The sequence below is a fragment of the Tamlana sedimenti genome (assembly GCF_038148895.1).
Lineage (GTDB): Bacteria > Bacteroidota > Bacteroidia > Flavobacteriales > Flavobacteriaceae > Tamlana.
The window spans coordinates 150,913-175,344 of record NZ_JBBVGQ010000004.1 but is presented as its reverse complement, the minus strand read 5'-3'; the positions used below and the strand labels follow the sequence as shown (position 1 = coordinate 175,344).

The 24,432-nt window shown below is 35.5% G+C and carries 26 protein-coding genes; 10 read left to right on the top strand and 16 right to left on the bottom strand.

Annotated features, from left to right (window positions below; all coding sequences use genetic code 11):
• Window positions 1-38 precede the first annotated feature (38 nt).
• Window positions 39-593: a DUF2911 domain-containing protein gene (locus tag WJN01_RS11085; protein ID WP_445197229.1), complete on the bottom strand. Its 555-nt coding sequence runs from the start codon at window positions 591-593 to the stop codon at window positions 39-41.
• Between the two features lie 176 nt (window positions 594-769).
• On the opposite strand from WJN01_RS11085, the gene WJN01_RS11080 reads away from it, so the two are divergent.
• Genes WJN01_RS11080 through WJN01_RS11070 form a run of 3 tightly spaced genes read left to right on the top strand, consistent with a single transcriptional unit; the run spans window position 770 to window position 3,442 of the window.
• Window positions 770-1,321: an RNA polymerase sigma factor gene (locus tag WJN01_RS11080; protein WP_445197228.1), complete on the top strand. Its 552-nt coding sequence runs from the start codon at window positions 770-772 to the stop codon at window positions 1,319-1,321.
• The gene (locus WJN01_RS11075; protein ID WP_445197227.1) at window positions 1,305-1,883 is read left to right on the top strand and encodes a hypothetical protein; all 579 of its coding nucleotides are present in this window, start codon (window positions 1,305-1,307) and stop codon (window positions 1,881-1,883) included. Before WJN01_RS11080 ends, WJN01_RS11075 begins: the two co-directional genes overlap by 17 nt.
• Window positions 1,884-1,894: 11 nt before the next feature.
• On the top strand, window positions 1,895-3,442 hold the full coding sequence (locus tag WJN01_RS11070; protein ID WP_445197226.1) for a hypothetical protein: 1,548 nt from the start codon (window positions 1,895-1,897) through the stop codon (window positions 3,440-3,442).
• 45 nt (window positions 3,443-3,487) lie between these two features.
• Here WJN01_RS11070 and WJN01_RS11065 read toward each other — a convergent pair whose 3' ends face one another.
• The 10 genes from WJN01_RS11065 to WJN01_RS11020 form a co-directional block, all read right to left on the bottom strand.
• Window positions 3,488-4,165: a GNAT family N-acetyltransferase gene (locus WJN01_RS11065; protein WP_445197225.1), complete on the bottom strand. Its 678-nt coding sequence runs from the start codon at window positions 4,163-4,165 to the stop codon at window positions 3,488-3,490.
• A complete protein-coding gene (gene miaA, locus WJN01_RS11060; RefSeq protein ID WP_445197478.1) occupies window positions 4,152-5,078 on the bottom strand; it encodes a tRNA (adenosine(37)-N6)-dimethylallyltransferase MiaA in 927 nt (308 codons plus the stop codon). The genes WJN01_RS11065 and miaA overlap by 14 nt, the downstream gene beginning before the upstream one ends.
• 29 nt (window positions 5,079-5,107) lie before the next feature.
• Window positions 5,108-5,947: an ion transporter gene (locus WJN01_RS11055; RefSeq protein ID WP_445197224.1), complete on the bottom strand. Its 840-nt coding sequence runs from the start codon at window positions 5,945-5,947 to the stop codon at window positions 5,108-5,110.
• A 35-nt stretch (window positions 5,948-5,982) separates the two neighbouring features.
• Complete coding sequence (locus WJN01_RS11050; RefSeq protein ID WP_445197223.1) at window positions 5,983-7,944, bottom strand: DUF3858 domain-containing protein; 1,962 nt, start codon at window positions 7,942-7,944, stop codon at window positions 5,983-5,985.
• A gap of 50 nt (window positions 7,945-7,994) precedes the next feature.
• Window positions 7,995-9,359 (bottom strand): exonuclease domain-containing protein, encoded by a 1,365-nt coding sequence (locus tag WJN01_RS11045; RefSeq protein WP_445197477.1) that lies wholly within the window; start codon window positions 9,357-9,359, stop codon window positions 7,995-7,997.
• Between the two features lie 69 nt (window positions 9,360-9,428).
• Complete coding sequence (locus tag WJN01_RS11040) at window positions 9,429-10,097, bottom strand: YggS family pyridoxal phosphate-dependent enzyme (protein ID WP_445197222.1); 669 nt, start codon at window positions 10,095-10,097, stop codon at window positions 9,429-9,431.
• A gap of 74 nt (window positions 10,098-10,171) precedes the next feature.
• Entirely contained in the window at window positions 10,172-11,410 is a 1,239-nt protein-coding gene (locus WJN01_RS11035; RefSeq protein WP_445197221.1) for a DUF1015 domain-containing protein, read from the bottom strand.
• A gap of 5 nt (window positions 11,411-11,415) precedes the next feature.
• Window positions 11,416-11,874 carry a YcxB family protein gene (locus tag WJN01_RS11030; protein ID WP_445197220.1) on the bottom strand — a complete coding sequence of 153 codons (459 nt, stop codon included), beginning with the start codon at window positions 11,872-11,874 and terminating at the stop codon, window positions 11,416-11,418.
• Window positions 11,875-11,877: 3 nt separating this feature from the next.
• Window positions 11,878-12,768 carry a 3-hydroxyacyl-CoA dehydrogenase family protein gene (locus tag WJN01_RS11025; RefSeq protein WP_445197219.1) on the bottom strand — a complete coding sequence of 297 codons (891 nt, stop codon included), beginning with the start codon at window positions 12,766-12,768 and terminating at the stop codon, window positions 11,878-11,880.
• Window positions 12,769-12,882: 114 nt separating this feature from the next.
• Window positions 12,883-13,842, bottom strand: coding sequence for a Gfo/Idh/MocA family protein (locus tag WJN01_RS11020; protein WP_445197218.1), 960 nt, complete (start codon window positions 13,840-13,842; stop codon window positions 12,883-12,885).
• A 159-nt stretch (window positions 13,843-14,001) separates the two neighbouring features.
• On the opposite strand from WJN01_RS11020, the gene WJN01_RS11015 reads away from it, so the two are divergent.
• On the top strand, window positions 14,002-14,643 hold the full coding sequence (locus WJN01_RS11015; protein WP_445197217.1) for a protein-L-isoaspartate(D-aspartate) O-methyltransferase: 642 nt from the start codon (window positions 14,002-14,004) through the stop codon (window positions 14,641-14,643).
• Here WJN01_RS11015 and WJN01_RS11010 read toward each other — a convergent pair whose 3' ends face one another.
• The 4 genes from WJN01_RS11010 to WJN01_RS10995 form a co-directional block, all read right to left on the bottom strand.
• Entirely contained in the window at window positions 14,644-15,084 is a 441-nt protein-coding gene (locus tag WJN01_RS11010; RefSeq protein WP_445197216.1) for a YybH family protein, read from the bottom strand.
• 2 nt (window positions 15,085-15,086) lie between these two features.
• Window positions 15,087-15,641: a hypothetical protein gene (locus tag WJN01_RS11005; RefSeq protein WP_445197215.1), complete on the bottom strand. Its 555-nt coding sequence runs from the start codon at window positions 15,639-15,641 to the stop codon at window positions 15,087-15,089.
• 67 nt (window positions 15,642-15,708) lie between these two features.
• Entirely contained in the window at window positions 15,709-16,167 is a 459-nt protein-coding gene (smpB, locus tag WJN01_RS11000) for an SsrA-binding protein SmpB (RefSeq protein WP_445197214.1), read from the bottom strand.
• 49 nt (window positions 16,168-16,216) lie between these two features.
• Complete coding sequence (locus tag WJN01_RS10995; RefSeq protein ID WP_445197213.1) at window positions 16,217-16,426, bottom strand: dodecin; 210 nt, start codon at window positions 16,424-16,426, stop codon at window positions 16,217-16,219.
• A gap of 294 nt (window positions 16,427-16,720) precedes the next feature.
• On the opposite strand from WJN01_RS10995, the gene lpdA reads away from it, so the two are divergent.
• From lpdA to WJN01_RS10970, 5 genes are all read left to right on the top strand, one after another.
• The gene (gene lpdA / locus WJN01_RS10990; RefSeq protein ID WP_445197212.1) at window positions 16,721-18,121 is read left to right on the top strand and encodes a dihydrolipoyl dehydrogenase; all 1,401 of its coding nucleotides are present in this window, start codon (window positions 16,721-16,723) and stop codon (window positions 18,119-18,121) included.
• 348 nt (window positions 18,122-18,469) lie between these two features.
• The gene (locus WJN01_RS10985) at window positions 18,470-19,042 is read left to right on the top strand and encodes an RNA polymerase sigma factor (protein ID WP_445197211.1); all 573 of its coding nucleotides are present in this window, start codon (window positions 18,470-18,472) and stop codon (window positions 19,040-19,042) included.
• The gene (locus WJN01_RS10980) at window positions 19,042-19,215 is read left to right on the top strand and encodes a hypothetical protein (RefSeq protein WP_445197210.1); all 174 of its coding nucleotides are present in this window, start codon (window positions 19,042-19,044) and stop codon (window positions 19,213-19,215) included. Before WJN01_RS10985 ends, WJN01_RS10980 begins: the two co-directional genes overlap by 1 nt.
• Before the next feature lie 24 nt (window positions 19,216-19,239).
• Window positions 19,240-20,067: a mechanosensitive ion channel family protein gene (locus WJN01_RS10975; protein ID WP_445197209.1), complete on the top strand. Its 828-nt coding sequence runs from the start codon at window positions 19,240-19,242 to the stop codon at window positions 20,065-20,067.
• A gap of 349 nt (window positions 20,068-20,416) precedes the next feature.
• Window positions 20,417-23,041, top strand: coding sequence for an MGH1-like glycoside hydrolase domain-containing protein (locus WJN01_RS10970; protein ID WP_445197208.1), 2,625 nt, complete (start codon window positions 20,417-20,419; stop codon window positions 23,039-23,041).
• Window positions 23,042-23,056: 15 nt separating this feature from the next.
• Here the strand turns inward: WJN01_RS10970 and WJN01_RS10965 are convergent, their stop codons facing one another.
• Window positions 23,057-23,884 (bottom strand): helix-turn-helix domain-containing protein, encoded by an 828-nt coding sequence (locus WJN01_RS10965; protein WP_445197207.1) that lies wholly within the window; start codon window positions 23,882-23,884, stop codon window positions 23,057-23,059.
• 191 nt (window positions 23,885-24,075) lie between these two features.
• Here WJN01_RS10965 and WJN01_RS10960 point away from each other — a divergent pair, with 191 nt between their 5' ends.
• Window positions 24,076-24,423, top strand: a complete 348-nt coding sequence (locus tag WJN01_RS10960; protein ID WP_445197206.1) for a cyclophilin-like fold protein — start codon at window positions 24,076-24,078, stop codon at window positions 24,421-24,423.
• Window positions 24,424-24,432: the final 9 nt, after the last annotated feature.

Below are 24,432 nucleotides of genomic sequence, written 5' to 3'. Positions count from 1 at the left end.
TTTCATTAAGAATAAAAGGTTGTGCTAAATAATCCCAGTTACTTTAAGGGCACAGAAATTTTAACATTGTCCCATGCCATGGTTAGGGCCAATTTGTCTGTAGAATTATCAAAAGCAATGGTGAACTGCTCTACGATATGGTCTAGTTTTTCAACAGGAACTTCAATATCCAAAACATCGTAATTTGGGTCCCACATGGGTTTCATTTCAGCATTTACACCCCACGAATATTGTTTGGAATTAAACATAACTGTCCAGGTAGAATCTTTAGGTACAGTCCAAAGTGTATATTTGCCGGCATCCAATGGTCTTCCATTAACTGTAAGCGATTGGTTGGTTTCAAAAGTAGTGGCTTCGTTCGCACCTGTTCGCCAAACCTGGTTAAAAGGAACAAGTCCACCAAAAATCTCCCTCCCTTTTTTAAAAGGTCTGTTGTAAAATACCTTCAGTTTTAAATCGTTTAGTTCAAATTTTACCGTGTCTTTAGGGCTTAATCGCTTCTCGAAAATATTTTCAACAAAAACAGAATATAAAAATAAACCTAAGGCTACTATGGATAATAGAATTAAAAGACGTTTCAAAAAGGTGTTCATAGAGAGCAATTTAGAAAGGCACAAAGATAATTTAATTGATATAACTACTAAAATGCAAACGTACATTTATTTAGCTTTGTTATGAGGCCGGAAAAAAATATTTTAATTTTTTGCAACACGACTGTTTTTTTGTCGTCTTTAAGATGAACTAACATAAACCAGAAGTAAAACCCCGTATGTTTCAAGTTGACATTATAGAACAATGTAAACAGAACAACCGAAAAGCACAACTGCAGTTATACAACCAGTACTGCAATGGTATGTATATTGTTGCCAAACGGTTTTTGAAAGATGCTGATGACGCTGAAGATGCGGTGCAAGAAGCCTTTATTAAGGCATTTACCAAATTGCACCAATATAAGGCAGAAGTTACTTTCGGGGCATGGCTAAAACGCATTGTGGTCAATAAGTGTATCGATTTTTTAAAAGCTAAAAAACATGAACTCGTTGAGTTAAAGGAGGCACACCTTAAAGTGGTCGATACACCAAAAGACGACAAATGGTTGGTAGATGATGCTATTACCCTCAACGATGTAAAAGTGGCAATTACCGAGTTGCCCGATAAATATCGTTTTGTGGTGATGCTGTACTTAATTGAAGGTTACGATCATCAAGAAATTTCTGAAATATTAAAAATTTCCGAAGTGGCCTCACGTACCCAATTATCAAGAGGAAAAGTAAAATTACAAGAACTTTTAACACTAAAAAAAGATGGCGCAAGATATTAGGGAGTTGTTTAAGGACGACAAAATAACAAGGGAGGAAATGCCAAAAAACCATCAAGCTAGGTTTTTAAAAAAGCTTGATGAAGCATTGCCAGTTTCCAAGAAATCGAAATTTGGATGGTTGCAAATTGCGGCAAGTATTGTTGTCCTTTTAGGCTTAAGTTTTGGTGCTTTCAAATATTTTCAACCTGTTGCAATAGAGGCTTCACCTCAAATGGTAGATGCTGAAGCCGTGGAGACTAAAACCTTGGGTGATGTTTCGCCTGGTTTAAAAAAGGTGGAGGATTATTATTTGGCAAGTATCAATTTAGAATTGTCTAAAATGAAATACACGCCAGAAACCAAAGAACTTTTTGATGGGTATTTAGAACAGCTTAACGAGCTTGACCAAGAATATAGGCGTCTCTCTTTGGATTTAACGGAATCCGGTCCGTCAGAATTGACCGTGAACGCCCTTATCGATAATTTAAAATTTCGTTTAAATCTGTTGTATCGCCTGCGTGAACAGCTAGAACAATTTAATGCTTCTGATGTTGACACTGATGAAGTTTCACAATCAATCTAAAAAATCAAAAAATGAACAGTACAATTATAAAATTGAAGTTTTGGACCATTTGTTTCCTTATTTCGGGAAGCATATTGGCACAAGAAAAGTTGACCAAAGTGTCGCAATCCATAAAAGTGAATAAAGATGTTACCATCGACTTGAATACGAGCCATTGTAACATTGTGTTTGACACTTGGAATAAAGACGTTGTAGAAATAGAAGCTTATATTGAAGGCGAAAAGTTGAGCAAGGAAGAGCTTCAAAACGCCTTGAAAGCTTGGGATGTTGATATTGATGCCGCGGTGGATAAAGTGTCCATTAAAACAAAAGGAGGAAGTCCAAATGTTTGGGTGGTTAAATCGTCGCACAATGGAGATGATAAGGATGTAGAGGTTATTTTAAAGGAGCTAAAATATGAATTGGCAGATTCACCTGATATGGATTTCGATTTTCATTTTGAGGTTCCAGAACCACCAATCGCACCAAATGTTTCTGGAATGCCAGAACTTCCAGAAATGCCTGAGTTACCGGAGTTACCCGAATTGCCAGAAGGTGTTTATAGTTTTAAATTTGACTACGACGCCTATAAAAAGGATGGTGAGAAGTATTTAGAAGAATACACCAAACAATTTGAATCTAAATATGGCAAGGAATTTCAGGAAAAAATGAAGGCCTGGGGTGAAAAATTTGGTAAGGAATGGGGAGAGAAATATGGAGAACAGGTGGAGGTTTGGGCGAAAAAAATTGAAGGAGAATTTGATAACGAAGAGTTTGCTAAGACCATGGAAGAGTGGGGCAAACGTTTTGCTGAGCAAATGAAAGGCCAAGCTGCGCGCATTGAAGTTCAGGTTGAAAGAATGGAGGCTCAAAAAGAACGTGCCATGGCTCAAAAAGAACGTATTGAAGCTCATAAAGAGCTAATTAAGAAGCGAGGTAAACTTATTGAAGAGCGTGAGGAACGAATTGAAAAAATTATTCATGGAAAGACAGGTACGAACATCAAAAAGACCATCAAAATAAAAATGCCCAAAAAGGCAAAACTAAAAGTTAATGTAAGACATGGTGAAATAGAATTGGCATCAAATGTTGATAATATAAAAGCCGATTTATCATATGCAAAATTTAAAGCCCAGAGCATTAATGGAAGTTTGACTTCCATTAATGCCTCCTATTCACCCGTTTATGTGTCCAATTGGAATTTAGGGGAACTTAGTTTAAATTATGTAAAGCAGGCCAATTTGGAGAATGTAAAGCATTTGGTTTTAAACGCGGTCTCATCGGATGTTGATATATATAACCTTACGGGAAGTGCCATTATTGATGGTAATATTGGTGATTTGGCCATTTTAAATATTGGTGATGATTTTACCAATTTAAATGTGATTTTACAAAACAGTAATGCCATTTTAAAACTTCCAAAAATAGATTGTAATGTGCAATACAAAGGAACGCGTTCACGTTTTACACACCCCAAAAAGAGCTCCAAAGATCAAGATTCTAATTTTTCATCTGGTAGCATGGCCAGCGGAAAAAGCATCGTAGTTAATGCTAAATACAGCAATGTGGTTATGCAATAACCTCTTCATTTTAACAAATGCCCTTTTGTTAACACAAAGCTGTTTTTAGCAGCTAATTCTCCAATACTCCATTTCTCTTCTTACCGTAAACCCCAGTTTTTTGTATAAAGCAATTGGGCCTAAATTGGTTTGATCTACATGCAAGAACGGTGTTTTATCCTTATCAAATATCGTATTTGCGGCATGAGCAATTAATTGTGTTGCATATCCTTTGCCCGTATGGCCTGGGTGCGTAGCTACAGCGCTTAGTTCGATGAAATTTTTTGTTTGGAAGCGTTCGCCAGTAATGGCAACTAGTTCACCGTTTTTAAAAATACCGTAATATGTTCCTAGGGTGTTGGTTTTTGCTTTAAAAAAATGCGGATATACAAGTTTTACCAAATCAATGAGTTGCTTATAATGGGTTTCATTCAGTGTAATGATTTCTTCATTTATGGGAATGTTCAATCGATCGTAAAGCATCATTTGGAGGCCAACATAGCGCACTAAAGGCTTAAAATGTTCAGGAATTTTAGGTTTATTGCCAACGATAAAAAAGTCTTTAGTTAATTGAGAATGCTTTTCAATGGCTTCAGAAGTGTCTTCATCATTTATAAACGCCCCAAACGGCGCATAATCAGTTTGATAAAACTTTACATTTCCATAGTCAATGCATTCATTAAAATGGGTATCGGTTAACGCGCTCCAAACAGGATTATCCAAGGCATCTTCATTTGCTTTCATCTTCCATGCTTTTTTTCAATCGGTCGGTTGTTGTTTCCGTTGGTGTTAAATAATCAAACCAAAGAGTGTCTTCATTTTTTTTAAACCAAGTGAGTTGCCGCTTGGCAAATCTACGTGTATTTTTCTTTATTTCTGAAACTGCAAAATCGAGTTCCCACTCACCATCCAAATAGTTGAAAAGTTCTTTGTAGCCCACTGTGTTAAGGGCGTTTAGATTTTTAAACGGGAGTAAACTTTTTACCTCGTTGAGTAAACCTTGCTCCATCATGATGTCAACCCGTTTGTTAATACGGTCGTAAATAGTTTGTCTTTCGGCAGTTAAACCAATACTAATTGTTTTAAAGGGACGCTTAGCTTTTCCTTTATTTAAAAATGATGAATAGGGTTTGCCCGTGCCAATACAAATTTCAAGAGCACGGATAACCCGATGAGGATTGTCGATAGCTATTGTTTGGTAACTTGGTAAATCGAGACTTTTTAATTGATTTTGAAGATGTTCTAAGCTTTTTGTTTTTAGCTCATTATTTAGCCTTTTCCTGATGGCACTATCAACATCTGGAAAATCATCCAAACCATGAATCACAGCATCTACATACAGGCCAGAACCACCAACCATAATCACGACATCATGGTTTTTAAACAGTGCTTCCAAGCATTCTAAAGCATCTTTTTCAAAAGAACCAACACTATAGTGGTCGTGAATGGATTTATGGTTTATAAAGTGATGTTTTGCCCCTTTCAGTTCAACAGGAGATGGGGCAGCTGTTCCGATTTGCATTTCTTTAAAAAACTGGCGGGAATCGGCCGAGATGATTTCGGAGTTAAAATGCTGTGCCAGTCTAATGCTTAAAGCAGTCTTTCCAATGGCCGTTGGTCCAACAATAGATATGAGATATTTATGCGTGGAGTTGATAAGCTATAATCGGTTATAAATTAAAGGATTCAAAGTTTGTGGCCACATTTATGGCAAAATTCTGCACCATCTTGATGCCCCTCTGCCGAACAGTTTGGGCAGGCTTGTGTGTTTAGGTGTATTTTGGGTGTTGTTTCAATTTGCTTAAGCTTGCTTTGATTGGTGTACTCTGCCGATACAATACCCGTTGGCACCGCAATAATGCCATACCCCAAAATCATAACCAAAGATGCTATAAATTGACCCAAGGGTGTTTGGGGTGCGATATCTCCAAAACCAACCGTCGTAAGCGTTACAATGCACCAATACACACTTTTTGGTATATTGGTAAAGCCATTTTCTTCACCTTCTACCAAATACATAATGGTTCCTAAAATGATGGCAATGATTAATACTGCGAATAGAAAAACCGATATTTTCGCCCTGCTTGCTTTGAGCGCTCTCAATAAATTATTGGATGCTCCAAGATATCGTGCTAGTTTTAAAATCCTAAAAATCCTTAATAATCTCAGCGCTCTTAAGGCAGCCAAGGCGTGCACGCCTCCAAAAATTAGGGAAATGTATTTTGGAATGGTGGCAAGAAAATCTACAATGCCATAAAAGCTAAAAATGTACTTAAAAGGTTTTTTTACGGTAATGATTCTAGCTATATATTCAATGCTAAATAGGATAGTTATTATCCATTCTGATATGTTAAGAAAATTATGGTATTTGACATCTATGCTCTTTACGCTTTCTAGCATGACCATCAAAATACTGGCAATAATGGCAATAAACAAAACTACATCAAAGAGCTTTCCCTCTGGGGTGTCGGCTTCATAAATAATTTCATGTAGCCTATTTTTCCAATGCTTTTTTGTTTTACCCATAATTTTTTAACTCCTTCAAAAATAAGAAAGATAACTTATATCTTCTTTAAGAGCAGTAAAGAGTTTTTCTGGATATCTACTATCTTACCCATATATTCTTTTAGGTATGGATAGAATTCTGCTGAATACATAGCCGATTTAAAGTCAAATTTCATTACAATAACAACGGAGTTATTCATAATTTTTGTTGAAAACCCAATTTCCCCGGTATTACTAGGAAGCGCTAACCTAAAATCTTTTGGTTTCTCGGCTACTGTGTACTTTTCTCCCAAATTTAATTTGAATATGTAAATGTAATCATCTTTGTAGCCAAAATCAATGGGGTAGGTTCGTTCTTGAAGTTTAAAAGGGTTTTCATTAAAGAATTTTACAAAAAAAGGATTTAGGTAAATGTTTTCACCGGTATTTTCAGGATGGTATTCAAATTTGTATACCTCTGAAAAATCTTGGGCCCTTACATCATCTTCTGTAACTGTATGGTCCATTATTTCTAAATATGGCGCATTGTTGGTTAAATTTTCTTTGTACTCTGCAGGGTTAGGGTAGTAAGCTTTTTTGTATTTTAAAGCATGGTAGCCTGTTCTTTTGCTTTTAACTTTTCCAACCAGTTTTTGATCCTCATCAAAGTTCATTTCAACATCATACATTACCCGAGATAATGACTGCGGCTCTATTTCTATCCATTTGCTGCCATTTTTAAAATCCAATAAACGGGCATATTGGTTTAGACATCTAAAAGGAAGGTCTCCAAAACTTAGGAAGGGGTCCGTAGCATCAAGTAAAAAAGTTTTGTTATTGATTGTGGACTGAACAATTAAATAATTAAACTCTGAAATAACGGGGAATAATTTTGTGGAAAAACCATTGCCTCTTGTGGAAAGCAAAACGGGATTGGTCTTAATTCCTGTTTCTTCAAGAAGTATTTTTAGAAGAATATTTATAACAGTTGCGTTTCCAGATTTTTCTTGAATGAGGTCTTTAACTGAAACATCTCTAAAAATTCTAAATTCCTCGTTCCATGTATAGTTTTCTTGTACGAACCTGTAGATCGATTTGGCTTTTGTTAATGGTTCTGTTTCATTAAGAATGGTGGTAGGGAGTATTTCTTCAATTTTAATGGATTTTGCCAATTGTCTACCTATTGTTTTTTCCTTTTTAAGTTCTTTATCAACATCTTCCCATGTTTTTGTAAAGGATTCTTTAACACCATTAAATTGTGTAAAGCTCTTTAATTCGTATTCAATCCTAGCCAAATAATTTGATTTACTCGTCATATGGTTTTCCTCAATAAAAGCAGGAATGTCTTTCATTGCATATTTAGCATCAAAACAATGGGCTACACCTCCATTACCACCTCTTAAACATTCTTTTTTCACTTTTGTTTCATTAATAAAAAGTTTTTTCCCACCAATAAGTTTTATGTTATAATCCCAGTTTCCAGGAATACTGGCGCAGTATTCACTGTAAAGTTTGGGAATGCTACTCTGAAAATCCCAACTTTTATAATTAAACATAAAGGGAGTAATTGTGGTATAGCTATAGGTGATTACCGAGCCTTCCCTTAGGTTTGGTAACGTGAATTTTACTAAGGAGTAATATTCGTGTTTTTCTTTATAAATATTTTCTTTATTTAATTTGGTGGTGGTTACTTTTTCCCCTTCCAAATTGTAAGTTGTGGCCACAATGTTCTCTATTTTATCAAAACTATTGTTGTCTTTTTCGCGTAATGGTATGGTAATGGTGGCATTTTCAAACCCTTCTTTATTGAAAATTTTTATTTTATATTTCTCTTCGGTGTGTAGCTTGTAATCATTTTCGTCAACAAAACTATTTCCAAATTCATATAAAACAATGGCGTTGGCTGTAGAATCTTTGGGATAGGAAGTCATTTTTAGGTCGCTAAGTGAAACTCTAAAAATAGGTTCTTCACTTGGTTGGGAGAATGTAAGTATGGAAAAGGTAAGAAATAGGACAACGGTAAAAAGATTTTTTGACATAGTTTAGTTGATATTACTTTAGAAATATGTCTTAAATTTCTTAAAATAATTCAATTGAACAAAATTGTTTTCACTCTTTTGTTCTTGCGAAGGTAACTTTGAATAATGTGCTGTGTGTCCCGGTTATTTTGCATGGGGGTTATTATGGATTTTAGAATATCTATATTGTTAATTTGATAGTTTAAATTAAAATACCCAACTCCTTGAAATACACCATTTTCTATAAGTATAACGCTTCGCTCATCTACTGCACGGCCTTTGTCCAAAATAACCATGTTTTTATTGGCATAGCTGTTTTTTGTTATGAGTTGTTGAACGCGTTTGTTGTAGGAATCTGCGGGTTCTTTTTGGATACAGGCACCTTGACATTCTTTTATATCATAATTAAAACAGCTAGACTTTGTTTTGTATAAACCAGTGAGCTTTTGGCATAAATTATATTCATTAACGGCGCTTGTAATGAAGCTTTTTCCACTTTGTCGGTTGCTAAATGTGGTAATGGGTTTTTTGCGCCCGTCTGAGATGTCAATTTTTAAATTAATATAGTTGTTATCATCAGTAAAACTATATAAAGCATGAGTAAAAATGGAGCGGCGTAAAGCTCTGTTGTATAGTGGTTTGTTTTTTTTTATTTCCTCACTTTCTTTCAAAAGGGCAATTAATTCGCTGCCTGTTTCTTCGTAGGTCACCGCAGAAACTTGAGCTTGAATTTTTTTTGACTTTTGATTTGTGCTTGTGAAATGTTGGTTGATCCGTTTCTTAATATTCTTGCTTTTGCCAATGTATATAATTTGACCGTCCGCTTTATGGATATAATATACTCCTGTAATAGATGGTAACTCTTCAATTATATCTATATGTCTGGGTTCTAATTGGTGTTTTGGGTTTAATCTAATTGATTGTTGTACAATAGTTTTACTTATATCTTTATCAAGTAATAGTTTGAATAGCTTTACTGTAGCCATAGCGTCCCCAGCTGCACGATGTCTATCAGCCACTGGAATACCCAATGAACGTACTAATTTGCCAAGACTATATGACTGTTGGCCCGGTATTAAATCTTTAGCCAATTCTACAGTGCAAAGGGATTTTCGTTTGTAATCGAAGCCTAATCTTCTAAATTCGGTACAAAGTATACGGTAATCAAACTGCGCATTATGGGCTACAAGAATACATTCATCCGTGATTTCTACAATCCGTTTGGCAACCTCGTAGAATTTTGGCGCATTGCGCAACATATTACTATTTATACCTGTTAGATTGACAACAAAGGGTTGAATATCTCGTTCGGGATTAATTAGGCTAATGAATTGGTCCACTATGTTATGGCCGTCATATTTATAAATGGCTATCTCGGTAATGCCCTCTTCATTGTACTTTCCGCCAGTGGTTTCTATGTCTAGTATTGCGTAGATTTCTTAAAAGTTAAATGTTGAAATTAATAAGTTGTTGGTTTATAGTTTTTGGGTTCTTGTTGATTTTCATCAATTATAGTTTCGTTCTCCAAAAATACTGCTTCCAACTCTAATCATATTGCTTCCGCAGGCAATAGCTAATTTATAATCGCCACTCATACCCATGCTAATGATTTTAGGTTTAAAGTTAAAAGTTTCTTGGTTTTTTATGCTATCAAATGTGGTTTTTAACAGAGTGAATTCCTTCTTTATTTGATTTTGGTCATCGGTATAGGTTGCCATGCCCATAACACCAGTAACTCTTACATTTTTAAGTTCTGAAAATGCTTTTGATTTTAGAATTTCGGAAGCGTCTTTTGCAGACATACCGAATTTGGAATCTTCCTCTGCAATTTTTATTTGCAATAAACAGTCTGTAACTTTTGCGTGTTTTTCGGCTTCCTTGTTGATTTCTTTTAAAAGTTTAAAACTGTCAACACCATGAATCAATGATACGAACGACGCCATATATTTTACTTTATTTCTTTGAACATGTCCAATCATGTGCCATTCAATATCTTTAGGCATGACCTCATGTTTTTCAATCATTTCCTGGATTTTATTCTCTCCAAAAATGCGTTGTCCGGCGTTATAGGCCTCCATTAAATCGGTAACAGGTTTTGTTTTGGAAACTGCCACAAGAGTAACGTTTTCTGGTAAAGAGGATTTTATATTGTTTAGGTTTTCTTGTATGCTCATAGTTGTTCGTTAAACCGTTTGATGTTTAGTTGTAAATATCTAAACGACCGAACAACTAAACAAATAAACATTACTTAAAATTCGTAAATGGTTACACCGCTTCGTAGTTTGGGTTCAATATACGTGCTTTTTGGTGGCATGGTCAGCCCTTCATCTGCAATGGCCTTTAATTCTTTGACGGTTATGGCGACCAAACCAAAACCAACAGCAAATTCACCACTATCAACTTTACTTTTTATAGTTGCCATATCATTTTTACCGTGGGAATAAGCTATTCGGGTGTCGTTTCTCAAATCTGAAATCCCTAAAATGGGCTCCAATACCTTTTTATACAGAATTTGGGTGTCTAAGGCATCTAAAGCGGTTTTAAAGGCGTCATTGTTTTTGCGTAAAAAGAGGGAATAGAAATCGCCATCCAAATACATACTAAAATGATGTTTTTTGCTGGGTTCGTAAAGCTGATTTCCTCTATTTTCAATTCGGAAAATAGCATCTAATTTAATTAGAAAAGTTTCCTTTGAAAGTCCGTTTAAATCTTTTACCAACCTGTTGAATTCATGGATTTTTAGTTCCGATTCTGGAATCAGGAAACTCATAAAATAATTATACGGTTCGTTTCCTGTGTGTTTTTTGTTTTCAGATTTTAATTGTTCGGCCAATAAAACAGATGAAGCCGAACGGTGATGACCATCTGCGATATAAATGGTTTTCATTTTTTCGAATTCAAGACTTATTGTTCTAATGGAGTCTTTATCGTCAAGCTTCCAAAGATAATGTGTGTCGCGATAAGTGGTTGTAAACTCATATTCGGAGCGCTCTTTTTGAATTTCTGAAATGATGTTGGCAACAATTTTGTTATCTGGATATGTAAGCAATACGGGCTCTGCATTAAAGCCAACGGTTTTTAAATAGTCTTTAAAAATATTTTCGCGATATTCAATGGTGTCTTCGTGCTTTTTTATCACATCGGTTTGGTAATCTTCAGTACCTGCCGCTGCAATAATGCCCGAAAAGGTTAAACCATCTCGGTTTACAATTTTATAAATATAATAGCTTGGCTTTTCATCTTGGATAAAAATACCATCTTCCTTAAATTCTAAATAACGGTTTTTGACCAAAGTATATCTGTCCTTACCTTTGATGTCTTTGTGGTATTTGTAACCCGGATTTACAATATGCAAAAATGAAAAGGGGTTATAATCCATACGAGCCTCCAATTCAGCTTGGGTATAGCTTTGATAAGAACGTGATGCTACCAAGGTAACTTTATCGCGCGTGGGTCTTACAGCCTTAAATGGAATTATTTTTGCCATCAGAATTAGGTTCGGTTTATCAAGCTGGAAAACTTATTGAAGTCTTCTGTTGAATAAAAAATGTTTTTTGGAATATATATAAATCGACCTTTAGAAATGTATAACAACAAATAGTCATTATTTGAAACGATATTTTGAATAGTACCAGGGCTTAGTTTTGTTTCATTCTCGCTTTGTTCAAAGTATAAAAAGTTGTCATCAAATGAAAGTTTGGTTTCTGAAAAGATTGGTTCATGCCCTTTGGAATAAGCCCATACCCATAAATAAATAACTATTGCTATTGGATATATGAATGCAAAAAGAACAAAAAATGAACTAAAACTATCTTTTCCAAAACTTGGTAAATAGATCAATCCCATTACAATCATTATGGCATACAGCCACCAAGATTTTTTAATCCTTTTACTGATTATAATTTTGGCGTAATCTTTTTTAGTTAAGATGTAATTTTTGGTCTGAATCATTGTTTACATTAAAAACTGCTTTGACACCTTTTCAGCCTTTTTGCTTTCGGAATAATTGTAAAAGCCTTCACCAGATTTAATGCCCAACTTACCTGCGTTAACCATGTTTACCAATAATGGGCAAGGAGCGTATTTAGGGTTTTTAAAGCCGTTATACATTACGTTTAAAATGGACAAACAAACATCCAAACCAATAAAATCAGCCAATTGCAAAGGGCCCATAGGGTGTGCCATGCCCAACTTCATAACGGCATCAATTTCTTTAACGCCGGCAACACCGTTGTAGAGGGTTTCTATAGACTCGTTAAGCATGGGCATTAAAATGCGATTGGCCACAAAACCAGGGTAATCGTTAACTTCTACAGGTTCTTTTCCCAAAGTTTTGCATAGCTGCATAATGGAATTGGTAACTTCGTTTGAAGTATTGTAGCCTCGAATAATCTCAACTAAGGGCATAATAGGAACGGGGTTCATAAAATGCATGCCAATGACCCGCTGTGGATTGGAGGTTACTGCCGCTATTTGTGTAATGGAGATTGATGACGTATTTGTCGCCAATATGGCACTTTCAGAACACGCTTCGTCCAACTCTTTAAATATTTTTAGTTTTAAATCCAGATTTTCGGTTGCTGCCTCAACAACCAATGCGGCAAAATCTACACCAGCTTTAATGCTTGTAAACGTTGAGATATTATTGAGGGTTTCTGTTTTTTGTTGCTCTGATATTTTTTCTTTAGCAACCATTCTGTCTAAGTTGGTTGAAATAGTTTTGAGACCTTTGTTCAACGCTTCTTGGCTAATATCAATCAATTGAACCTTAAATCCGTTTTGGGCAAAAGTGTGGGCAATGCCGTTGCCCATTGTTCCTGCGCCTATAACTGCAATGTTTTTCATTATTTATTTGTTTTATGATGTCATAGAGAAACTTTGAAGAAAAAGGGAATCCTTGAATTAACATTGTAAATCAAAAGATTATTGCATCAAGTTAATCGGTAATGACCTGGTTTATTAAAAACAATCAATGATTTGGTTGGCTATTCGTAGTGCCTCGGTTCCGTCATGTAGTGTTACCTCTGGTGCTCTGTCATTATTTATAGCATTTGCAAAGGATTCCAATTCATCCAAAATGGAATTATTATCCGGTACTGGTGGATTGTCAAAATATATCTGTTTTTTGACGCCTTCGGCATTTTGCAAGATCATATCAAAATCTCCAGGCACTTCAGGGGCGTCCTTCATTTTTACCACTTCGCATTTTTTGGTGAGGAAGTCAACCGAAATATAAGCATCCTTTTGAAAAAATCGTGCTTTACGCATTTTTTTAAGTGAAATCCTGCTTGCCGTTAAATTAGCAACGCAACCATTTTCAAATTCCAATCTGGCATTTGCGATATCTGGGGTGTCACTAATTACGGCGACACCGCTGGCCGAAATACTTTTCACTTTAGATTTTACAATGCTCAAAATAATATCAATATCGTGTATCATTAAATCCAAAACCACAGGAACATCCGTGCCTCTCGGATTAAACTCCGCCAACCTATGGGTTTCTATAAACATAGGCGATTTGATTTCATTTTTTACCGCTAAATAGGCGGGGTTAAAGCGCTCAACATGGCCCACTTGTCCCCGCAAATTATTTTCGGCCAATAATTCCCGAATATGTTCAGCTTCTTCAACAGTATTGGTAATGGGTTTTTCAATAAAAACGTGCTTGCCTTTTGCAATGGCCTGTTTTGCACAGTTGTAGTGTGAAAGTGTTGGAGTCACAATATCCACCATATCTACGGCATCAATGAGTTCGTCAATGGAATTGAAAAATTTATAACCAAATTCAGCTTCAACCTTTTCGCCGTTAGTCTCATCGGCATCATAAAATCCAACAAGGTTATATTTTTCTGATTGCTTGAGAAGCCTCAAATGAATTTTTCCTAAGTGACCAGCGCCAAGTACACCTGCTTTTAGCATAATTTTTTACGTTTTCAACAAAAATAAGATAATTAAAAGTTGAAGTTAAGGAATTCATTCAAATTTTTGGGGTTAATAATGTGAAAAATAAATTCTGAATAAATTAGTTTCAGGCTTTAAAATGTTTACCTAATTTTAACCGATCAAACGCAACCAAAATTGAAGGATACTTTTAAACATAAAGGATTAAGACAGCAGCTCGTTAATGAATTAAAGCACAAAGGAATAAGGGATGAAGCCGTTTTAAAAGCCATAGGTAACGTACCGAGGCACTTGTTTATGGACTCTGGTTTTTTGCATTATGCCTATGTTGATAAAGCATTTCCCATTGCTGCAGACCAAACCATTTCCCAGCCTTATACGGTAGCTTTTCAAACGGAATTGTTGCAAATTAAAAAAGGTGATAAAATTTTGGAAATCGGTACTGGTAGCGGTTACCAAACAGCCGTTTTGTGCGAATTAGGAGCAAAGGTCTATAGTATTGAACGCCAAAACGAACTCTTTAAAAAAACCAGTAAATTTTTGCCAAAATTGGGCTATCGAGCCAAAAAACTTGTTTTTGGTGATGGCTATGAAGGTTTACCCGAAGAAGCACCTTTTGATGGCATTATTGTTACTGCTGGAGCGCCTTTTGTTCCAAAACCTTTGCTGGGCCAATTAAAAATAGGTGGGCGGTTAGTCATTCCAGTGGGTAAAAATGTGCAAGAAATGACGCTGTACACTAGAAAAGGAGAAAAGGAGTTTGATAAAGAAGAGTTTGGTGAGTTTAGGTTTGTGCCTTTGTTGGAGGATAAGAATTAACTAATCCCATACAAATTTCCAAGTGTTGTCTGCTTGTCTTTTCCACACGGTATGAAAAATACCCTCACTGGTTTTTTTGTTCCCCAAAGAATCTTGATATTCAAAAATATACTTGCCGTAGGTGTAGCCCATATCGCCTGAGGCTGAAACATCAACGAAATCTGGTTTCCAAGACAAACCCTTAGAAGTGCTGTTTTGCATAAAAGTTTTAATGCTATCCTTTCCTTTTATAAGTTTATTGTTTCTGAGCAAAACGCCATCATTGGCAACAAACTTTAAAAAAGCGATATTCATGCCTTTTTCTTGGGCTAGATTGGAAAATTCAATTTCAGTTTTTACGATCTCATCTTTCCAAACCTTGGTCATTTCCTTCTCAGCTTCATTTTTACATGAATAGAAAGAAAGTGTGAATATGATAAATATTGTAAAAAGTTTATTCATTATTATGGCAGATATTTTATTGGTATAGGGTTTTCAGGTGTTTCCTGCGTCCAATAGATATTGACTATCCACCAACGCGCTCCGTCATTTAAAAGTTGAATACTATTGATGCCCCGCATAAATGGCTTGTCGTCAGATTCAGAATAAAACGCTTCATAAGTGCTATAAACTTGGGCTATATTGCCAAAAACATCAACGTCACGATGGATTTCTTTCTCAAAAAAACCATGTTCCACCAACCATTTTCCAGAACTTTTTATATAATCTTTAGGGGATAGGTAGCGAACTTGGTAAACGTCATCTTCATCCTTATAAGAGGGAATCAACTTGGCCTCTTCCTTAAAAAGATATTTAAATTGTTTCCAGTTTCTTTCTACCTCTTTTTCACCTGATATTACATTGTACAGAGTATTTAATGTGGTGTCCAAGGTCAAAACCAAAGTGCTGTCAATTTCAAATTCTTTGGCTTCCTTCTTTGGGATTGCTTCAACTTCAGTTTGGGCATAAAAGCTTGATGAAATAAGGCAAACTAGTAAAGTGGTGAATATTTTTTGCATTTTTTTAGTTTATTAAAAGGGGAAAATAAATAATTGAAAACGCATCAAGCGTTAAGAAACACTTAAATTATTTGTAGATTTTTTTAATCCTGTCTAGATTTCGTTTGTTGTCACGGTCTTTTATGGTTTCACGCTTGTCATAAAGTTTTTTACCTCTTGCCAAAGCAAGGTCCATTTTGGCGTAACCTTTTTCGTTGATAAACAATCGTAAAGGAACAATGGTAAGCCCTGAATTTTGAACTTCTTTGTTCAGTTTGTTAAGCTCCCTTTTGTTTAAAAGTAATTTGCGTTCGGCCTTTGGTCTGTGGTTATAATGCGTGCCATATTTGTATTCCTCAATGGTCATATTTATAACAAATAACTCACCACGTTCATTGAACTCACAAAAACTTTCGGCAATAGAAGCTTTACTGTCTCTTATAGACTTTATTTCAGTTCCGGTCAAAACAATTCCAGCAGTGTATTTGTCCAATATTTCATATTGAAAACGTGCTTTTTTGTTTTGTATGTTGATGTTTTTTTGCATGAAGCACAAAACTACATAATTTCAAAGGAGAAATATATAGCGTGCTTTATTAATTTTTCATGGTAAAGCCCATTTTAATGGTTACTTGCCACATATCAACTTTGCCTTCTTTTATATTGCCCCTGGTGTCAATAACTTCAAACCATCTTAGGTTTTGAACCGATTTTGAAGCTTTTTTAATGGCGTTTTCAATGGCATCGTCACTGGATTTTGCTGAAGTGCCTACAATTTCAATTTTTTTATAAATATGCTCATCCATAATACTTTGAATTTAGTTAAAGTGAGACATTAAGGTACGAAAAAAATAGGAAGTTGGTGATATTAGGGGTTTATGAATATTTTGACAGCTAGTAAAAAACAATCGATTACATTTTTCGAAATGGCTTTGTAAAAAATATAGGGATTTCCTTAATATTTCATGATTCAAGAAAATAGTTGTGTCTTTTTATCAAAATCACTAATTCATTCCATAAAGCCAGCTTTTTTATTGCTGTACAATAAAACATTCGTATTTTTGAATCTGTCTTAAACTAAAGAAATTCAATATAAAAATATGAACTCATACGATGTAGCCGTAATTGGCTCTGGTCCTGGAGGATATGTTGCGGCTATACGCTGCGCACAATTGGGCATGAAAACTGCCTTAATAGAAAAATATGCAACACTTGGAGGCACCTGTTTAAATGTGGGATGTATACCTAGTAAGGCGCTTTTAGATTCGTCGCACCATTACGAAGATGCTGTAAAACATTTTGAAGAGCATGGCATTGAGATTCCCGGCGATGTGAAGGTGAATTTGGAAAAAATGATTGCCCGTAAGCAAGCTGTTGTAGACCAGACCACTGGTGGTATCGATTTTTTAATGAAGAAGAATAATATTGATGTTTATAACGGAATAGGCAGTTTTAAAGATGCTACGCATATTACCGTTTTAGGTGAAAAAGCTACAGAAATAGAAGCTAAAAGCACCATCATAGCAACAGGCAGTAAACCATCAAATTTGCCATTTATCAAAATTGATAAAGAGCGAATCATTACTTCTACCGAAGCATTGAAGCTAAAAGAAATTCCAAAGCACTTAATCGTAATTGGTGGCGGTGTTATCGGGTTGGAGCTTGGGCAAGTTTACAAGCGTTTGGGAGCAGAAGTTACTGTGGTTGAGTATATGGACCGTATCATTCCAACCATGGATTCAGGCCTGTCAAAAGAATTGAACAAAGTTTTTAAGAAAGCAAAATTCACCATCAATACGTCACATAAAGTAAAATCTGTTGAGCGTAAAGGTGATGAGGTTATTGTAAAGGCAGATAACAAAAAAGGTGAGGAAATAGAACTTACAGGCGATTATTGTTTAGTGTCTGTTGGTCGTCGTCCATATACCGATGGTTTAAACGCTGAGGCTGCTGGGGTAAAACTAAATGATAGAGGACAGGTTGAGGTCAATGACCATTTACAAACTAGTGCATCAAATATTTATGCCATTGGTGATGTGGTAAAAGGAGCCATGTTGGCTCATAAAGCTGAGGAAGAAGGCGTTTTTGTTGCCGAAACTTTAGCAGGACAAAAACCACATATCGACTATAATTTAATTCCGGGTGTGGTTTATACTTGGCCTGAGGTTGCTGCGGTTGGAAAAACTGAGGAACAGTTAAAAGAAGCTGGGGTTGATTATAAAGTAGGTTCTTTTCCTATGCGCGCGTTGGGTAGAAGCAGGGCGAGTATGGATTTAGACGGATTTGTCAAAATTTTGGCAGATAAAAATACTGATGAAATTTTAGGTGTACACATGATAGGTGCCCGTGCTGCCGATATGATTGCCGAGGCAGTTGTAGCTATGGAATATCGTGCATCTGCTGAGGATGTTTCAAGAATGTCGCATGCGCACCCAACGTTTACTGAAGCCATTAAAGAAGCTGCATTGGCAGCTACTGATGATAGGGCTTTGCATATTTAAAAATTAAGAATTTAAAAGAAAAGCGAATCTTTTTAGGTTCGCTTTTTTTGTATTTAGGATTGAAGCCTGCTATGTTTATTAAATGAATTTACTGTTTTTAACTTTTCTTAAATTAGGAATCATTTTATAGGGCTTCACCAAATAATGATTTAATGTTTTGATAATCAATAGTCTTTATAAATGCAATTTTTCTGTAAAAGCTATTCTTCATTTTGAGTAAGAATTGCGTACCAATTAGAAGAAGCTTAGATGTTCAATAATATTATTTTTATTTTTTAATTTTTTTGTGACCTATTTAAAACATGTGTGTCCTAACTTCAACAAACAACTAAATAGCGAAAGCTAAATTTGGAAACCCTAAACGACATCAATAAGTTATCAGACGAAGATTTGGTAAAGGCAATTGTTAAAACTAACAATACCTTGCTTTTTGAAATTTTATATGATAGATACGCCGGTTTGGTGTACAATAAATGTTATGGCTTTGCAAAAGATGCAGATGAAGCCAAAGATTTAACACAAGATGTATTTTTAAAGCTCTTTGTTAAATTGGCCAGTTTTAAGGGTAAATCTAAATTTTCAACTTGGTTGTATGCGTTTACCTATAACCATTGTGTAAATTACGTAACCAGAAATACGGCTAAAAAGTTTGAAAAGCAGTCTGTAGACTATCATGATATTGAAAACCTCTCAGAAGATGAGGATGATAATAGCTTTGAGGAAATGCGGGTGGATAAGCTAAAGGCCGCTTTGGAGCTAATTTCTCCTGAAGAGAAAATGATACTGTTGCTAAAATATCAAGATTTTCTTTCCATAAAGGAAATTGAAAGTGTTTTAGGCATTGGGGAAAGCGCGGTAAAAATGAGAGTGAAGCGTGCTAAAGATAAGTTGATAACCGTTTATAATGAGAATTTTAGCTAATGGAGAATCCGTTTAAACATATAAATCAGCCGCTTAAGGAAGTTCCTGAGGAACTAAAAGCGAAGGTTATGAGCGACATTGCCACAGCTAAGTTGCTTATGGATTTGGCTAGCCTTTTCTCTATTGATGCAGCCAAAATTGTGGAACAAACCATTAAAAAAAGAAAAAAATAACCCTAACAAAATAATTAAGTTATTATGGAAAAAATAACAGCATGGAATGAAGGTGTTATGGCTTCATTATCCGCTATGACAGAAGAAGTTGCGAAAGTTATACCAAATATTTTGGGAGCCATAGCCGTTATTATTATTGGTTGGTTGCTTACCAAGATTTTGGTCGGTATTATCGGCAAAGCATTAAAGTTGGCAAAGGCTGATAAGCTAGATGATAAAATTAATGAAATTGAAATTTTTGAAGGTAAAAAGCTCAATTTTGATGTCATAAAAATCACAACCAAATTTGTGAAATGGGTTATGTACATCATGATTTTGATTGTGGTGACCGATATCCTGAATTTGACAATGGTTTCAGAGGAAATCAAAAATTTCCTCGGTTATTTACCAAGATTGTTTTCCGCATTAATCATCTTTACGATTGGGTTGTTACTGGCTAATTTTATCAAAAAAAGCATTAAGTCATTTTTTGAATCTATGGATTTATCAGGTTCAAAATTATTTAGCCAGATTGTATTCTTTTTGTTGTTGCTTTTTATTTCGATAACAGCACTAAACCAAGCGGGGGTAGATACTGAAATTATAACCAGCAACGTTACCATGATTTTGGCTGCTTTTTTATTGGCTTTTGCTTTGGCATTTGGTTTTGGCGCGCAAAAAGTAGTAGGCGATTTGTTAAAAGCTTTTTATGCTAGAAAAACCTATGAAATAGGTCAAAAAATAGAATTTGGTGACATTAAAGGGGAAGTAGATTCAATCAATCACATTACGGTCACCCTAAAAACAAAGAATGGAAAATTAATAGTCCCTATAAAAGATATTGTAGAGAGCCAAGTAAGCGTGCAGGATTAACTTTAAGTTAGGGTTAAAATTTGGTTGGTTATTTTTCTGTATGCCGAAAAACTCTCTACATGTCATCATCCCTTTTCATTAATTTGAAAAGGGATTTTTTTATGTTAATCAATAAATTTTAAAAAAAAAGGCAAGTCATGGTTAATTTGACTATCACTTCTTCATTTTGGAATACCTTTTTTTTGATAAATTTTAAATTTTATCCCTTAAAAAAGACAAATAGGCAATACTTTTTGGGCAATTAAAAAAATGTCCAAAAATATCTTATTTTTATTTGGAATAGCTGTTGAAATTGGCTTTTGAGCTTAGTTATTCCAAAATTAACTTGAACACTTAATTTTTATAAAATATGTTTCAAAAAGGGGCTGAAGTAGAACGGTTGGCGGTGTCGGACACCTATAAATACTGGAAGAAATGGGGGCCATATTTGGCCGACAGACAATGGGGGACCGTACGTGAAGACTATAGTGAACATGGTGAATCTTGGGAATTTATAGATCATGAAAAAGCCAGGAGTAATGCTTTCAGGTGGGGTGAGGAAGGTATTGCGGGTTTTTGCGATTCGCGCGAAATTATGTGTTTGGCACCCGCATTTTGGAACGGAAAGGATGCCATTTTAAAGGAACGTTTATTTGGGTTGACCAATAATCAAGGCAATCATGGTGAAGACGTGAAAGAACTTTATTTTCATCAGGTATCTTCACCCACGCATTCGTATTGCAAGTTTTTATATAAATATACCCAAAATGAATTTCCTTATGGCGATTTGGTTCATGGTAATCAAAGAGGAAGGCATGAACCCGAATATGAATTGCTCGATACTGGTTGTTTTAAGGATAATGCTTATTTCGACTGTTTTATTGAGTATGCCAAGGCCGATGTAAATGATATTCTCATGAAAATCACGGTGGTAAATCGTGGCAAGAATAAGGCTAAAATACATGTGCTGCCTCATATGTGGTTTCGTAATTTCTGGAAACACAATAAACGGCATACACGCCCAAATATGAAGTCCATTTCAGAAACAAGTGTCATGTCCAGAAGTACAAGAAATGGTCGGTATTATTTATACCATGAAAAGGGCAAACAACTATTTTGTGAAAACGAAACAAACAACAAGCGCATTTATAATATTCCAAATGATACCAAATATGTAAAGGATGGTATAAACGACCGAGTCGTGAATAAAAAAAAGCAAACGGTAAACCCAGAATTGAATGGGTCTAAGTTTGCAGTTTGGCACAAGCTTAAATTGAAGCCAGGTCAAGAAAAGACGATTAGAATTCGCTTGACTAAAACCAAACTTCAAGATCCTTGGGCTGGTTTTGATGCTCTTTTTGAACAGCGCATGAAAGAATGCGAAGAGTTTTACAACGAAACCATAAATAAGGATATCCCAGAAATGCACAGGGCGATTGCGAAGGATGCATTTGCAGGCTTGCTCTGGACAAAACAGTTTTATTATAACGATGTGTTTAAATGGCTTTTTGGAGGCCCTGGAGAAGCCAAACCAAACCGCTATAATATGCGAAACTATAATTGGCAACATCTTACTAACAGGCACATTATTTCCATGCCTGACAAATGGGAATATCCGTGGTATGCCGCATGGGATTTGGCATTCCATATGGCCTCGTTTGTTGAGGTTGATCCATATTTTGCTAAAGAGCAGCTTTTACTTGTTTTAAAGGAAAACTACATGCATCCTAACGGGCAAATTCCTGCTTATGAATGGAATTTTAGTGATGTTAATCCACCCGTTCACTCATGGGCTGTTTGGCATGTTTACGATAAAGACAAAGAATATAGAGGCAAGGGAGATACCAAGTTTCTAGAGACAGCTTTTCAAAAATTATTGCTCAACTTTACTTGGTGGGTAAACCAAAAGGATAAAAGCGGTACCGATCTTTTTGAAGGCGGCTTTTTAGGGTTGGACAACATTGGAGTTTTTGACCGAAACCATATGCCACCCGGCATTACAAGAATGCAGCAGTCTGACGCTACTAGTTGGATGGCTATGTTTGCCTTGAATATGTTGCGCATGTCACTCGAACTTTCAAAAACCAACAAAATTTATGAAGAAGCGGCGGCCAAGTTCTTTAGGCATTTCTTAAACATTGCTTGGGCCATGCACCATATTGGGAAAAAGGACATTTCATTATGGGATGACGAGGATAATTTTTATTACGATGTTGTTGAAATGTCAAGCGGTGCAACGGATCGCCTTAGGGTGCGATCATTAGTTGGTGTTATACCTATGTTCGCTGTTGAAATCATGCATAAAAACCTTTTTGAGGAACTTAAGGAATTTAGAATAAGAGCAAACGAAATTATAAGAACGCGACCCGATTTGGCATCTTTAATTTCCAATTTGGATGACCCTAATGAAGAGGGCAACTATCTGTTTTCCATTATGCGGGCCTTTAGATTGGAGCATCTATTGATACGTTTGCTCGATGAAAATGAGTTTCTTTCAGATTATGGTATTAGATCACTATCTAAATACCATGAAAAACATCCGTTTGTATTTCAGCACCACGGTCACCACCAAATACAGTACGAACCAGGTGAAAGCCGTTCGAATATGTTTGGCGGAAACTCCAACTGGCGTGGGCCTATTTGGATGCCGTTGAATTATATGATTATTCAATCATTGCGCAAGTATTATAAGTTTTACGGACCAACCTATCAATATGAATTTCCAACAGGTTCAGGAAAAAAACTGAACCTAAAGCAAATTGCCAATGAGTTGACAAAACGACTTATAAAACTTTTTGAGGCCAATTCTGATGGGAAATTCCAATATCATTCAGACGACCCTAATCATATGTTCACCAAAGAGGAACACTTTAAGAATCTACATTTGTTTTATGAGTTTTTTGATGGTGACACAGGAAAAGGTTTAGGAGCATCCCACCAAACAGGCTGGACAGCTTTGATTGCCAATTTAATTATGGAATTGGATGAAGATTGATGTGATTGAATAATTTCATTCCATCCTTCTTCTAAATTCACTAGGTGTGAAACCAAGCAATTTTTTTACATATCTGGTAAAAAATGATCGGCTTGAAAATTCCATCACATTTGAAATTTCGGCTATGTTAAGGTTTTGGTTTTCCAATAGAATGATAAGCCTTTCCCTAACAAATCGATGAATCCATTCTGAGGCGGTAATATCAGTATTCTGTTTACAGACAAAGTTCAGGTGCTTGGGTGTGATGTGTAATTTGTCAGCATAAAATTGTACTTCACGCTCTGTTAAACAGTTTTGTTGAACTAAATGAATAAACTGTTCATAAATAGAGCCACTTTCAAGTGTCCGTTTATTGCGTTCAAACTCGGCAGCAAAAACATGCCACATTTCTAGTGTAAAAAGCCGCATCTGTGTATTTGTAGCCTCTTCAAAAAAAGTATGGTCTTTTTCTAGATATTTTTCATAGAGTAACCTAAAATTACTGAGAACCTTTTGTTTATTCTTCTTTTCATTGAAATGCAGAACAGGATGATCGCGAGTATGAACGAGAACGTCAATGCTCCAACTTAAGTCTGGTAAATTACTGTTCAAAAATTCTTCCTCAACCAACAACACGGTCGCTGTAAAATTTTTGGAAAAGTGCAAATTGGAAACAGCACTGTGCGCATACCAAAACACAAATTCTCCTGCAGTGCCTTTCAAGGTTCTTCCTTTAAATGTAAATGACATTGTACCGCTATGACAATAGATGTGTGTATGATAGTGTTTCAGAAAACTCCCGGGAAAATTAATCTCTCCAGACGCTTCAAATAGCTGAACCTTTGGTGTTTCATCTTTTTTCAATTGATAATGATTTATAATGAATACGTGAAATTTGACATAATTTACGAAATTAATGTAATATATAGAGCAATTGCGTGTTTTAACTTTGCAGTGTTGTTAAATAACAAAAAATGAAACCAATTAACTATATGATAATATTCATCACTAGTCTAAGCCAAAATGGACTAACTAATGATACAATTAAAGATTCTATGAAACTGAAAATAACCATTGGAAAAAATATTGCCACGGCCATTTTATTTGATAATGCAACAAGTAAGGATTTTGTATCACTGCTACCGTTAACTTTAGAATTAAACGATTATGCTAACACAGAAAAAGTAGCTAATCTCGACAAAAGGCTTTCAATAGAAAATTCTCCAGACGGATTTGACCCTTCAATTGGAGATCTCACCTATTATGCTCCATGGGGTAACATAGCTTTGTTTTATAAGGATCTTGGTTATGCAAAAGGATTGGTTTCCTTAGGAAAAATAACTAATGGCATGGAATATTTAAGTGTGAAAGGTTCGTTAAACATAGTAATCGAGTTAGATTAATAAAATTTA

Coding starts and splice junctions, on each gene's coding strand:
- WJN01_RS10995 (WP_445197213.1), bottom strand. CDS start 16,426: ATGGATGAGCATATTTATAAAAAAATTGAAATTGTAGGCACTTCAGCA.
- WJN01_RS11040 (WP_445197222.1), bottom strand. CDS start 10,097: ATGAGCATACAAGAAAACCTAAACAATATAAAATCCTCTTTACCAGAA.
- WJN01_RS11085 (WP_445197229.1), bottom strand. CDS start 593: ATGAACACCTTTTTGAAACGTCTTTTAATTCTATTATCCATAGTAGCC.
- WJN01_RS11070 (WP_445197226.1), top strand. CDS start 1,895: ATGAACAGTACAATTATAAAATTGAAGTTTTGGACCATTTGTTTCCTT.
- WJN01_RS10975 (WP_445197209.1), top strand. CDS start 19,240: ATGGAAAAAATAACAGCATGGAATGAAGGTGTTATGGCTTCATTATCC.
- WJN01_RS11050 (WP_445197223.1), bottom strand. CDS start 7,944: ATGTCAAAAAATCTTTTTACCGTTGTCCTATTTCTTACCTTTTCCATA.
- WJN01_RS11025 (WP_445197219.1), bottom strand. CDS start 12,768: ATGAAAAACATTGCAGTTATAGGCGCAGGAACAATGGGCAACGGCATT.
- WJN01_RS11055 (WP_445197224.1), bottom strand. CDS start 5,947: ATGGGTAAAACAAAAAAGCATTGGAAAAATAGGCTACATGAAATTATT.
- WJN01_RS11075 (WP_445197227.1), top strand. CDS start 1,305: ATGGCGCAAGATATTAGGGAGTTGTTTAAGGACGACAAAATAACAAGG.
- WJN01_RS11010 (WP_445197216.1), bottom strand. CDS start 15,084: ATGAATAAACTTTTTACAATATTTATCATATTCACACTTTCTTTCTAT.
- WJN01_RS11020 (WP_445197218.1), bottom strand. CDS start 13,842: ATGCTAAAAGCAGGTGTACTTGGCGCTGGTCACTTAGGAAAAATTCAT.
- WJN01_RS10980 (WP_445197210.1), top strand. CDS start 19,042: ATGGAGAATCCGTTTAAACATATAAATCAGCCGCTTAAGGAAGTTCCT.
- smpB (WP_445197214.1), bottom strand. CDS start 16,167: ATGCAAAAAAACATCAACATACAAAACAAAAAAGCACGTTTTCAATAT.
- WJN01_RS11065 (WP_445197225.1), bottom strand. CDS start 4,165: ATGAAAGCAAATGAAGATGCCTTGGATAATCCTGTTTGGAGCGCGTTA.
- lpdA (WP_445197212.1), top strand. CDS start 16,721: ATGAACTCATACGATGTAGCCGTAATTGGCTCTGGTCCTGGAGGATAT.
- WJN01_RS11030 (WP_445197220.1), bottom strand. CDS start 11,874: ATGATTCAGACCAAAAATTACATCTTAACTAAAAAAGATTACGCCAAA.
- WJN01_RS11080 (WP_445197228.1), top strand. CDS start 770: ATGTTTCAAGTTGACATTATAGAACAATGTAAACAGAACAACCGAAAA.
- WJN01_RS11035 (WP_445197221.1), bottom strand. CDS start 11,410: ATGGCAAAAATAATTCCATTTAAGGCTGTAAGACCCACGCGCGATAAA.
- WJN01_RS10970 (WP_445197208.1), top strand. CDS start 20,417: ATGTTTCAAAAAGGGGCTGAAGTAGAACGGTTGGCGGTGTCGGACACC.
- WJN01_RS11005 (WP_445197215.1), bottom strand. CDS start 15,641: ATGCAAAAAATATTCACCACTTTACTAGTTTGCCTTATTTCATCAAGC.
- WJN01_RS10960 (WP_445197206.1), top strand. CDS start 24,076: ATGAAACTGAAAATAACCATTGGAAAAAATATTGCCACGGCCATTTTA.